We start from the raw sequence: 11,865 nt of genomic DNA, 5'->3' as shown, positions 1-11,865 counted from the left end.
GCGAAGTAGATGACTGGGCCCCTGGCTTCACCGATCAACGGTCCCGCAGCCCAAGGGGACGTTTCCTCCACATCCTCGGTGATGTCACACCACCGTTCCAAGAGGGCTCCGACGTAGGCCGCGATGCGTTCGGACGGAGATTCCTCGTCCTCGCCATTGAGATAGCGGTCGTACAGGTCGTTGAAGACCCGGCTGGCGGTCTTGTCATCCGCCGGCCGCTCGCCTTCCCAGACGGCCAGGTCGTAGCTCATGCCTGGAGGCTCTCACACCGCACTGACAGACATGCAGCACTCGCAACAGCCAAATGAAACGGTGTCTTATCCCAGGTCCCCCGGAACCGGGTCCGACTGCTCACCGAGCACCACCCATTCCTCGGCGCGCGGGCGGGTCACTTGGCGTCTCCCCCGGAACCAGGCTTCTTCTTGTCCGTACCCCGCAGGGCCTCGGCAAGGGCGTGATCGATTTCCTCATAGGTCTTCGCCGCTGTGGATAGCAGCGACGATAGTTTCTCCAGCTCGTCCGTCAGACGCTCGCGATGAATCTTCCAGTTGTCACCGAAGTCGTCGACCAGTCCCTGGTCGCCCAAGACGGCTACGCCCAACCCGTCGGCAGGGTTGGCGTTCTTGGAGAACTCTCGATGAATCCTGGACAGAGACCTGGAACTTTCCTTGATGCGTCCGATATCGGCGGTCTGGTCCGACATCCCATCCCCCGCTGAGTGGTGTCACGGTACGAACCGGTGGGGCGAGCAGCCGTGCTCGCCCCACCGTGGTGGAGAACTCCGTCCAGCGGCCGATTTACTTGCGGGCGGCCTTCGCCAGCTCGTCGTCGATCTGCTCGAACTTGTCGGCGGCCATGGTCAGGTAGTCGCCCATGCCGTCCAGGCCGTCCAGCGTGGTCTTCGCGCCGTTGGTGAACTCGTCGAAGTTCTCGTCGAAGGCCTTCGACGAGCTCTTGGTGACGTAGCCGGAGTTGACCAGGTTGTTGATGTACTTGCGGAGGGCGTCCAGCTTCTCCTGGAGCTTCTCCTTCTCCTTCACGACATGCTTGGCCGCTTCCCGCATGTCCTGGTATGTGATGTCAAGGTCCTTGGCCATGAAGCCGCTTCCTCTCGCAACGCCGCAGGGCCAACCCCCGTGGCTCCCTTGTTTGCGGAACGATCGGCCCGTCCTCGCGCCTTCTGGGACACAGGAGGCGTATGGGACCGCCGGTGTGATCGTCCGCTCTTGCGGCAGCAGCTTACGGGGGTGAACTGTGGTGTCACATCCCGGCTTTGTGAAGGCGCCGGTGCGAAGTCGTGTACGGCGTTGCCATCGGGAACGTCATCCCGCCTCCCCGTTGCCGCCGCCCGGCCGCGAGCGGATATCGTCGCGGGGACTGCTGTGACTCGCGGGGTGGAAGCGACCACAGGGCCTGGGGAGGACGAGCGTGCGCCTGACTCTGACCGTCGTCGATCCGTTCGGCGGGGACACCGCCGACGTCGTGCTCGACGCCGATCCCGAGTCCACCGTCGGGGACATCGCGCAGGAGCTGGCCGCACAGGTCGGGCACGGCGGGGCCCAGGTCATCCCCATCGGGCACCAGGGACAGGCCCCCGCCGGCAACGCGCCCCCGGTGTACGTGGACGGGTACGCCGTCGATCCCTCCGCCACCGTCGTCGGGTCGCCGTTGCGCGACGGGGCCGTGGTGTCGCTCCAGGACCCCTCCGGGTGCCTGCCCGGCGAACCCACCGGGCTCGTCGAACTGCGCGTCGTCGGCGGGCCCGCCGCCGGGACCGTGCACCGGCTCGGGGTCGGGCGGTACGACATCGGCAGCGGGCCGGCCGCCACCCTCCGCGTCGACGATCCCGAGGTCGACGCCCGCGCCCTCACCCTCTCCGTCGCCACCGACGGGACCTGCCGGGTCGCCCTCCACTGCGACGAAGAGGGCGTCACCCTCGACGGTGCCCCCTTCACGGATCCGGAGGGCACCGAGGAGGGCAGAGCCAAGGGCAAGGAGAAAGGCAAGGGCAGGCGCAAGCGCAGGAGCAAGGGGAGGCGAAAGGACGGGGGCAGGGGTGAGGACGCCGGCGGCAAGGCCCCCGGCACGCGCGACTGGCCGCTCGGCGGGCAGATCGGGGTCGGCAACACCCTGCTCGAACTCACCCGCTACACGCCGCCCAACGCCGCCCTCAAGTGGTCCGACGACGGGATGGGGCTCGACTACAACCGGCCGCCCCGGCTGCGGCCGCCCGAGCGGCAGACGAACTTCCGGCTGCCCTCCGCGCCCCGCGAGTACGAGGCGCGGCCACTGCCGTGGATCATGGCGTTGACGCCGCTCGTCGGTGCGGTCGTCATGGTGACGATCTTCCAGCGCTGGTACTACCTGATCATGGCGGCCCTCAGCCCCGTTCTGCTCTTCGCCAACTACTTCAGCGACAAGAAGCACGGACGCAAGTCCCACGCCAAACAGGTCAAGGAGTACGAGGAGCAGAAGGAGCGGATCGAGAAGGACGCCCAGGAGGCGCTGGTCCAGGAGCGGAACGACCGGCGGCACGCCATCCCCGACCCGGCCACGGTGCTGTCGCTCGGCACGGGGCCGCGGACCCGGCTGTGGGAACGGCGGCGCACCGACCGGGACCATCTGCTCCTCCGGTTCGGCACGGGGCGGCTGCCCTCCGAGGTGGTGCTGGACGATCCCGAGCAGGACGACCACCGCCGCCAGGTGACCTGGAAGATCGAGGACGCTCCCGTCGCGCTGCGCCTGCGGTCCCTCGGTGTCATCGGCGTGGCCGGACCCGGCGACTCCGCGCGTGCGCTCGGACGGTGGGCCGTCGCGCAGACGGCGGCCCTGCACAGTCCGATGGACGTGCAGTTCTACGTGCTCAGCGAGAACTCCGCCCGGGAGTCGTGGGACTGGATCCGGTGGCTGCCGCACGCCCGGCCGTCCGGCGGCCAGGACGTCAACGTCCTGATCGGCACCGACGCCGAGACCGTCGGCGCCCGCATCGGCGAGCTCACGCAGATCCTCGACGCCCGCAAGAAGGCCGCCGAGGAGAACCGGTCCCAGGGCACGACGTTCAGCGACCCGGACATCGTGGTCGTCTGGGACGGCTCCCGGCGGCTGCGGTCGCTCCCCGGTGTGGTGCGGCTGCTGCGCGAGGGGCCGGCCGTGTCGATGTACGCCCTGTGCCTGGACGCCGAGGAACGGTTCCTGCCGGGTGAGTGCCAGGCGTTCGTCGTCGCCGAGCCCAAGGCCGAGGAGGACGACCGGGAGCAGCGGCCGGAGCAGCCCCAGCAGCAGGTCAGCGGCGGCTTCCCCTCCTTCCAGGCCTGGCACGCCGGCGCCGCCGCCGAGCCCGGTCGCGCCGGTGTGCCCGACAGGCTGCGGCTGCGCGTCGAGGAGGCGGGCGCGGAGCGCCTGAAGGACGTACGGCCCGACTTCGTGTCGCCGGCCTGGTGCCTGCGGCTGGCCCGCTCGCTGTCGCCGCTGCGCGACATCAGCGGGGAGACCGAGGACTCGGCGCTGCCCGGCTCCAGCCGGCTGCTCGACGTGCTGCAGCTGGAGCCGCCGACGAGCGAAGCGATCACGGCGCGCTGGCGGATGGGCGGGCAGTCGACGCTGGCGGTGATCGGTGAGTCGTACGACGGGCCGTTCGGCATCGACATCCGCAAGGACGGGCCGCACGGACTCATCGCCGGTACGACCGGTTCCGGCAAGTCCGAGCTGCTGCAGACGATCGTCGCCGCGCTCGCCGTGGCGAACACGCCCGAGAACATGACGTTCGTCCTCGTCGACTACAAGGGCGGGTCCGCGTTCAAGGACTGCGTGAAGCTGCCGCACACCGTCGGCATGGTGACCGACCTGGACGCCCACCTCGTGGAGCGGGCCCTGGAGTCGCTGGGCGCGGAGCTGAAGCGGCGCGAGCACATCCTGGCCGCCGCGGACGCCAAGGACATCGAGGACTACCAGGACCTGGTGCGGCGGGACCCCTCGCACGCGCCCGTGCCGCGGCTCCTCATCGTGATCGACGAGTTCGCGTCGATGGTGCGCGACCTGCCCGACTTCGTCACGGGTCTGGTGAACATCGCCCAGCGGGGACGCTCCCTCGGCATCCACCTGCTGCTCGCCACGCAGCGGCCGAGCGGTGTGGTCTCCCCCGAGATCCGCGCCAACACCAACCTCCGCATCGCGCTGCGCGTGACGGACGCCGGCGAGTCGACGGACGTCATCGACTCCCCCGAGGCCGGGCACATCGCGAAGAGCACCCCGGGTCGCGCCTACGCCCGGCTCGGCCACGCCTCCCTGGTGCCGTTCCAGTCGGGTCGGGTCGGCGGCCGGCGGCCCGGTGCGGCGGACCCGGCGGCGCTCGCACCCTGGGTGGGGCCGCTGGCCTGGGAGGACCTGGGGCGGGCCGCGCTGGCCAAGCCGAAGTCCCAGGTCCGCGAGGACGACGAGATCACCGACCTGAAGGTGCTCGTGGACGCCGTGCGCGACGCCAACGACTCGCTCGGCATCCCCGCCCAGCACAGCCCGTGGCTGCCCGCGCTGGACGAGACGCTGCTGCTCGACGACGTCGAGGTGCCGGCCGTCGCGCTCGCGCCGGGCAGGCTGCCGCCCGCCCCGTACGGCGTCGAGGACCTGCCGGCCGACCAGGCGCGCCGCCCGGTCGTCGTGGACTTCGCGACCTTCGGCCACCTGATGATCGGCGGTGCCCCGCGCAGCGGCCGCTCCCAGGTGCTGCGCACCATCGCGGGGTCGCTGGCCCGCACCCACTCCGTCGCCGACGTGCACCTGTACGGCATCGACTGCGGCAACGGCGCCCTGAACGCGCTGACCCGGCTGCCGCACTGCGGCGCGGTCGTCGGCCGCAACCAGACCGAGCGGGTGATCCGGCTCGTCAACCGGCTCAAGGGCGAACTGTCGCGCCGCCAGGACCTGTTGGCCGACAAGGGTTTCGCGGACATCGGCGAGCAGCGGGCCGCGGTCGCCGAGGACGAGCGGCTGCCGCACATCGTGGTGCTGCTGGACCGCTGGGAGGGCTGGGTGCCCACGCTCGGCGAGATCGACCACGGTTCGCTCACCGACGAGCTGCAGACGATGATGCGCGAGGGCGCCAGCGTCGGCATCCACCTCGTCCTCACCGGTGACCGCACCCTGCTCGTCGGCCGGATCGCGACCCTCACCGAGGACAAGTACGGGCTGCGCCTGGCCGACCGCAGCGACTTCTCCTCGCTCGGCATCCCGGCCCGCAAGGTGCCGGAGGAGATCCCGCCGGGCCGTGCCTTCCGCAACGAGGCCGGTACGGAGACGCAGTTCGCGCTGCTCTCCGAGGACACCACCGGCCAGGGACAGGCGGCCGCGCTGGCCGCGATCGGCGAGGCGGCGGCCGCCCGCGACGCCGGAGTGCCGCGCGCCCGGCGGCCGTTCCGCGTCGACAGCCTGCCCAGCCGCATCTCCTTCCCGGAGGCGTGGGAGCTGCGCGACCCGGAGGCGTCCCGGTCCAGGCTGTGGGCGCTGGCCGGCATCGGCGGCGACGAGATCGTCGGCTTTGGACCGGATCTCGCCGAGGGGGTACCGGCGTTCGTCATCGCGGGACCGGCCAAGTCGGGGCGCTCCACCGTGCTGATGAACTTCGCCCAGTCCTTCCTCGCGCACGGCACCCGGCTGGTCATCGCCGCTCCCCGGCAGTCGCCGCTGCGCCGGCTCGACGGCGCGGAGGGCGTGCTGAAGGTCTTCACCGGTGACGACATCGACGAGGACGACTTCGAGGAGCTGATCGACGGGGCGTCGACCGAGGCGCCGATCGCCGTGCTCGTCGACGACGGCGAGATCCTCGAGGACTGCGACGCCGAGAGCCAGTTGAAGAAGCTCGTCTCCCGGGGCGCCGAACGCGGTCTCGCGCTCGTCATCGCCGGTGACGAGGAGGACGTGTGCAGCGGCTTCTCCGGCTGGCAGGTCGACGCGAAGAAGGCCCGCCGCGGCATCCTGCTCTCCCCGCAGGAGTCCTCCAGCGGGGACCTCATCGGCCTGCGGCTGTCCCGCAGCATGGTCGGCGGCCAGGTCGTCCCGGGCAAGGGCATGCTGCACCTCGGGGACGGTGAGCTGCGGACGGTCGTGGTGCCGGGGTGAGCGGCGGATCGGCGGGACCGGGGCGGCGGAGGGCGGCCGGACCGTCCCTGCGGTACGAGCGCCGGCCGGGCAGGGCGTCGTCCCCGCGCGAGAAGACCGGTCTCGGGGACCGGGGCTGTCCGGCTGTCCGGTGATCCCCGCCTTCCTCGTCCTGATCCTGCCGTTGGTCCTCTTCGACCTGTACCGGGGCCGGACGTCTGGGGCGACCTGGCCCCCGGACGGCCCGGCGGGCCGTACGTCTTCGCCGCCGTCGTCGGCGCTCTCGGGCCGTTGGCCTTCGCCGCCCGGGGGGCGCCGCTGACCCGCCTCGCTGCCCGGCCTGACCGCCTGCTACCTGGTCACCGGGGCGGTCCTCGCCACCTGGCGGCCGAAGCGCCGCTCGGGCTGGGACGGCGACTGCTACGCCGAGGGCGGCCCCTGCTGGGTGCACGAGCAGTACCCGTACCTGTGGGTCGCGGGTCTCGTGGGCATGGTCGCCCTGGGCGCGCTCCTGCTCACCCTGCTCACCAAGTACGTGGTCAAGGACCGTCCGGCACGCCCCGAGGGGGCCGCGGGGCCCGCCGACGCGCCGGGGCCCGCCGCTACTCGATCTTCGACAGCCGTGCCTCCGGCCGTCCCGACGCCTTGCTGTCCGACTCGTAGACGAGGTCGTCGCCGACCGGGGTGAGGCGGACCGTGTGCTCGGCCTGGTTGCACACGTCGCGGTTGGACTTCGCGCCGACGGAGCTCGTGACGAGCTGCTTCTCCGTGATCTGCTTCAGGGTGAGGACGTCGTCGCAGACGCCCCCGAAGATGTCGGTGTGCCGGAGCGTGCCGACCTGTTCGCCCGCCTCCCCCTGCTTGATCGTCACGCGGAACGTGCCCAGGGGGATGGCGATGCCGTCGCGGGAGGTGGCCTGGCCCTCCCAGGTGCCGAGGTACGCGGCGGGGACCGCGGCGGCCGGTGCCTCGGACCGGGCGCCGCCGTCGGAACCGGACGGGCCGCCGGAGGATCCGCCCGGCAGCAGGTCGAACACGAACACCGAGCCGACGGTCGCCGCGGCCAGCGCTCCGGCGACCGCGAGGGCCACCGTGCAGCTCACCCGTCTGCCGCGGCCGCCGTGCTCCGCGGCGGAGGCGGCCGTGGCGGAGACGGTCAGCTTTCCGGGACGGCGGGCCGCGGGCTGGGTCGGCGGGTGCGGGGCCCCGGGCGCGGGGCGCCCCGCGCCGGGCGGTCCGGGCACGGCGGCGGCGCCCGCCGCCTCGGGCTCCGCTCTCTCCGCTCCCGCCGGCCTCCCCGCTCTCTCCGGCATCACCGGCGGCGGGCCGAACCCCCCGGTCGCCGGCCCGGACGTCGGGGCCTCCCCGACCGACGGGCTGCTGAAGTCCACCGGCCCGGACCCGGGCCCCGGCCCGCTTCCCGCTCCCGCCCCGGTCTCCAGGTTCAGCAACTGCACCGCTGCCCGGCTCACCTGCTCCACCAGCGCTCCCGGCAGCCACCCGCCCGCCACCGCCCGGGCCGCGCCCTCGGGGGCGAGCCGTCGGGACACCTCGGCCGGGGACGGGCGCGCGGCCGGGTCCTTGTCCAGGCACGCCTCCGCCAGCTCGCGCACCTCGCCGTCCAGGTCGTCCAGTTCCGGGGGCTCGTGGACGACCTTGTACAGCAGCGCCGCCGAGGAGTCGCCGGGGAACGGCGGCCGGCCCGTCGCCGCGTACGCCAGCACCGCGCCCAGGGAGAAGACGTCCGCCGCGCCCGTGACGCCCTTGCCGAGGATCTGTTCGGGGGACATGTAGCCGGGGGAGCCGACCGACACGCCCGTCGACGTCAGGGACGCCGTGCCGTCCGTGGCGCGCGCGATGCCGAAGTCGATGAGCAGCGGGCCGTCGAGGGTGAGGAGGACGTTCGACGGCTTCACGTCCCGGTGCACCAGGCCCAGCTCGTGCACCGCCGCCAGCGCCTCGGCCAGGCCCGCGCCCAGCGCCCGTACGGTGGGACCGGGCAGCGGGCCGGTGTCCGTGACGGCCGCCGCCAGGGACGGGCCGGCCGCGTAGGCGGTGGCGACCCAGGGGATCCGGGCGTCGGGGTCGGCGTCCAGGACGGGGGCCGTCCAGGCGCCGCCCACCCGGCGCGCGGCGTCGACCTCGCGGCGGAAGCGGGCCCGGAACTCCTCGTCCAGCGCGAAGTGCGGGTGCACGATCTTGACCGCGACGGTGCGGCCGCCGGCGCTGCGGCCCAGGTAGACCCGGCCCATGCCGCCCGAGCCGAGTCGGCCGAGCAGCCGGTAGGGCCCCACGACCGTGGGCTCGTCCACTTCGAGCGGCCGCATGGCGTCCACCCCTCCCCGTCACGCCCGTATGCCGGAACCTTCCAGCAGGGTAGTGGGCGGGACCGCCGTCCTCAGGGGCGCAGCAGGTCCACCGTCACGTCCGCCGCGAACCCCGTCGTCGGTCCGACCCGGCGGGCGAACTCCGCGACCGCCTCCAGCTGCGGGGACCCGAAGCTGAAGTCGAGGGTGGTGAAGTACTGGGCCAGGGTCGCCTCGTCGAACGCCTCCCAGCGGGCCGCCTGCTCGGCGACCTTGCCGACCTCCTCGAGGGAGAGGTTGCGGGAGGCGAGGAAGGCCTCGTGCACCTTTCGGGTGATGACCGGCTCGCGCTCCAGGTAGTCGCGGCGCGCCGCCCACACCGCGAACACGAACGGCAGGCCCGTCCACTCCTTCCACAGCGCGCCCAGGTCGTGCACGTCGAGGCCGTAGCGCGGCGCGTCGAGCATGTTCGCGCGCAGGGCCGCGTCCCCGATGAGGACGGCCGCCTCGGCCTCCTGCATCATCAGGCTCAGGTCGGGCGGGCAGGTGTAGTAGTCCGGCCGGACGCCGTACCGCTCGGCGAGGAGGAGCTGGGCGAGGCGTACGGAGGTGCGCGAGGTCGAGCCGAGGGCGACGCGGGCGCCGTCCAGCCGGTCCAGCGGGACCTGCGAGACGATCACGCAGGACATGACCGGGCCGTCGCAGCCGACGGCGATGTCGGGGAAGGCGACGAGCTGGTCCGCGTGCTTGAGGAACTCGACGAGGGTGATCGGCCCGATGTCGAGTTCTCCCTGCACGAGCTTCTCGCTGAGCTTCTCCGGGGTGTCCTTGGTCAGCTCGAAGTCGAGGAGCGTGCCCGTTCTCGCAAGCCCCCAGTACAGGGGCAGGCAGTTCAGGAACTGGATGTGGCCGACGCGCGGCCGGGTGCGAGGATTGTCCACATCGCGAGGCTAGCCCTCGTTCGGGACGCGGGGACGTCCGCCCCCGCGTTCACTCCGGTGTCCGATCCCGCACCCGTCTCCGCGTTCGATCTTCTGTTCGACCGGAGGACCGTGACGGGTGGGGCGTTCAAACATTCGGGTGAAGTGATCTTGGCCTCTATTGCATTCGGTCCCCCGCGTGCTAGGCTCGTCGCAAGTTGCAGTTTGGTTTCCCTTGCAGTACAGAGCCTGCGGAGCATGTGACCGCGGGCTCTCGTCGTTCTCAGACATAAGCGATTGTGCGGAACTCGTCTTCACTCTTGCTGGTTCTGGAGCAGGGCAACCCTTTGGGCCCAAGGAGGGCTTATGGCTACCGGAACCGTGAAGTGGTTCAACGCCGAAAAGGGCTTTGGTTTCATCGCCCAGGAAGGCGGCGGCCCCGACGTCTTCGTCCACTACTCCGCGATCAACGCGACCGGCTTCCGGTCCCTCGAGGAGAACCAGCAGGTCACCTTCGACGTCACGCAGGGCCCGAAGGGCCCGCAGGCGGAGAACGTCACCCCGGCCTGACCCGTATCCTCCGATCCGGGAACGACTAGCAGTACCCAAGGAGCCCCGCGCCGCCAGGCGACGGGGCTCCTGCCCTTTCCGATTCCTCGCGGCACGGCTCCGCGGCTCCGCGGCTCCGCGGTGAATTTCCGGCGAATTCCTCTCGTACGTGCTGCGTGATCAGCGAGAATTCCGCGTCGTGCTCCACTCGGTGTTCGGCGCGCACCGTGATGTGTTCCGGTATCCGGAATGCACGGGTCCGAGACACGTGCGCCTCCGGCCCCCTCTCACCCCTCTCCCCCCAGTACGGCGTGGCACTCCCGTCGGGCGGCCGGGCTCAGCAGCGGGCCGAGGCGGGCGAAGAGGGCCCGCAGGTCCGCTCCCCACCGCTCGCGGAAGGCCGGGTCGATGCGGGCCAGGTCGAGTTCGTTGGCGGCCGTGAGCTCGGCGAAGTCCCGGCGCGTCCGGGCCTCCGGGTGGTACGGACGGCCGGTGAAGCGGTCGTGGAAGGGGGAGTCCGGGACGGTGAGCGCCGGGTAGGTGGCCGCGCGGTCGCAGCTCGCGTACGCGTGGACGATCGCCTCGGCCTCGGGGCCGATCGCGGCGGTGAGTTCGCGGCGGCGGTCGAGGGACAGCAGCGCTCCGGGGAAACCGTCGGTCCCGTAGGAGGCGTGGCAGAGCCCGGCGAGCTGGAGGGCGGGACGGGCCTGCCAGCTCGCGAGCAGGGTCCGTACGCGGTCGAGGTGGGCGAGCAGGGTGCCGCCGGGGTGGACGACGGTCGCGGCGCCGCACCGCTCCAGCAGGGCACGGGCCCGATCGACGCCGGCGTCGCCGGTGCCACCGATGTCCACGGCCCTCACGGGCGGATCCCTTCGACAGCGGCCGGACGCGGTGGGTCGGCACCCGCTCGCCCCTCCCGCCCCTGGTCCGGACCTCGGCGGGAGCCGGGAGCGGGTTGCCGCCCGGGCCCTGCGACGATCGTCGCGGAGGGCCGCCCCTCCGGTCAATCCTTGGGATCCGTCCTCAAACCCAAGTGATAGCTTGGGTGTTGTGACTCTGGACGACCTGCGTGTCTTCGTGGCCGTGTGCCGGGCCGGCAGTCTGAGCGCGGTCGCCCGCGACCTGGCGTGCACGCAGTCGGCGGTGAGCCAGCACGTGAAGCGGCTGGAGCGGGAGACGGGGGTCAGCCTGCTGGAACGGCAGCCGCGCGGGGTCGTCCCGACGCGGGCCGGCCGTCTGCTGGAGGCCGCCGCCTCCGAGGGCCTCACCGGCCTGGACGCGGCGCTGCGCCGGCTGCGGGAGCTCGTCGACGGCGAGAACGGTTCGGTGCGGATCGCCACGGGCGCGACGACCGTGCGGCACTTCATGTCGGGTGCGATCGTCGCCTTCCGGCAGCGCCACCCCGACGTCAGTCTGGAGTTCCGCACGGAGAGCTCCAGCCGGGGCTGCTTCGACGCGCTGGCCGACAGCGAGCTGGACCTGGCGTGGGTCACCCTCGGCGCGCCCGTGCGGGGCATCGAGCAGCGGGCGGTGACGGACCTGCCGTGGGTCCTCGCGATGCGGTCCGACGACCCGCTGGCCGCGCGCCCCTCCCTCGACCCGGGCGAGCTGCAGGGCCTGCGCCTGATACGCCTGCCGCCCAACTCGACCTCCGCCGCCCACCTGGCCGCCGCCTGCGCCGAGTCCGGGGTCCGCCTCACCTTCGACACCAGCGTGGCCGACTGGGACACCGCGCTGCTGCTGGCCGAGCTGGGGCTGGGGCGGGCGGTGGTGCCCGCACTGCCGGGCCACGCCGTCCCCGGCGGGGAGGGCCCCCTGCGCCTGGTCCCGATCCGCGCGCTGCGGCCCCTGTCGGTCGGCTGGGCGGTCCGCCGCTGGGACGCGCTGACCCCGCTGGCGCGGGCTTTCGCGGACACGGTGGCGGACAGCTGCCGCCGGAGGGCCCAGGGCCGGCCGGCCGGCGAGTGCGTGGACGAGCACGCGGGCGACGGGTGAGCGCG

The 11,865-nt window shown here is 72.4% G+C and carries 9 protein-coding genes; 3 read left to right on the top strand and 6 right to left on the bottom strand.

Annotation, left to right across the window (positions count from 1 at the left end; translation table 11 throughout):
- The 3 genes from FHS37_RS35505 to FHS37_RS35495 form a co-directional block, all read right to left on the bottom strand.
- Window positions 1–251: hypothetical protein (locus FHS37_RS35505; protein ID WP_184828926.1), on the bottom strand; the 251-nt coding region annotated here is incomplete at its 3' end.
- Window positions 252–388: 137 nt separating this feature from the next.
- Entirely contained in the window at window positions 389–703 is a 315-nt protein-coding gene (locus FHS37_RS35500) for a hypothetical protein (RefSeq protein ID WP_184828924.1), read from the bottom strand.
- A gap of 94 nt (window positions 704–797) precedes the next feature.
- The gene (locus tag FHS37_RS35495; protein WP_159535155.1) at window positions 798–1,097 is read right to left on the bottom strand and encodes a WXG100 family type VII secretion target; all 300 of its coding nucleotides are present in this window, start codon (window positions 1,095–1,097) and stop codon (window positions 798–800) included.
- A gap of 331 nt (window positions 1,098–1,428) precedes the next feature.
- On the opposite strand from FHS37_RS35495, the gene FHS37_RS35490 reads away from it, so the two are divergent.
- The gene (locus FHS37_RS35490) at window positions 1,429–6,111 is read left to right on the top strand and encodes an FtsK/SpoIIIE domain-containing protein (RefSeq protein WP_184828922.1); all 4,683 of its coding nucleotides are present in this window, start codon (window positions 1,429–1,431) and stop codon (window positions 6,109–6,111) included.
- Between the two features lie 581 nt (window positions 6,112–6,692).
- Here FHS37_RS35490 and FHS37_RS35485 read toward each other — a convergent pair.
- The gene (locus FHS37_RS35485; protein WP_184828920.1) at window positions 6,693–8,417 is read right to left on the bottom strand and encodes a serine/threonine-protein kinase; all 1,725 of its coding nucleotides are present in this window, start codon (window positions 8,415–8,417) and stop codon (window positions 6,693–6,695) included.
- A gap of 71 nt (window positions 8,418–8,488) precedes the next feature.
- On the bottom strand, window positions 8,489–9,337 hold the full coding sequence (locus FHS37_RS35480) for a menaquinone biosynthetic enzyme MqnA/MqnD family protein (protein ID WP_184828918.1): 849 nt from the start codon (window positions 9,335–9,337) through the stop codon (window positions 8,489–8,491).
- 345 nt (window positions 9,338–9,682) lie between these two features.
- Between FHS37_RS35480 and FHS37_RS35475 the strand changes: the two genes are divergently transcribed.
- Entirely contained in the window at window positions 9,683–9,886 is a 204-nt protein-coding gene (locus tag FHS37_RS35475) for a cold-shock protein (protein WP_006133199.1), read from the top strand.
- Between the two features lie 266 nt (window positions 9,887–10,152).
- Here the strand turns inward: FHS37_RS35475 and FHS37_RS35470 are convergent, their stop codons facing one another.
- Complete coding sequence (locus FHS37_RS35470; RefSeq protein WP_229890099.1) at window positions 10,153–10,725, bottom strand: DUF6817 domain-containing protein; 573 nt, start codon at window positions 10,723–10,725, stop codon at window positions 10,153–10,155.
- 190 nt (window positions 10,726–10,915) lie between these two features.
- Between FHS37_RS35470 and FHS37_RS35465 the strand changes: the two genes are divergently transcribed.
- The gene (locus tag FHS37_RS35465) at window positions 10,916–11,860 is read left to right on the top strand and encodes a LysR family transcriptional regulator (protein ID WP_184828916.1); all 945 of its coding nucleotides are present in this window, start codon (window positions 10,916–10,918) and stop codon (window positions 11,858–11,860) included.
- Window positions 11,861–11,865 lie beyond the last annotated feature (5 nt).

The sequence above is a fragment of the Streptomyces griseomycini genome, from assembly GCF_014203535.1.
GTDB lineage: Bacteria > Actinomycetota > Actinomycetes > Streptomycetales > Streptomycetaceae > Streptomyces > Streptomyces griseomycini.
The sequence above is the reverse complement of the archived record's forward strand: the minus strand, read 5'-3'. Positions and strand labels throughout refer to the sequence as shown.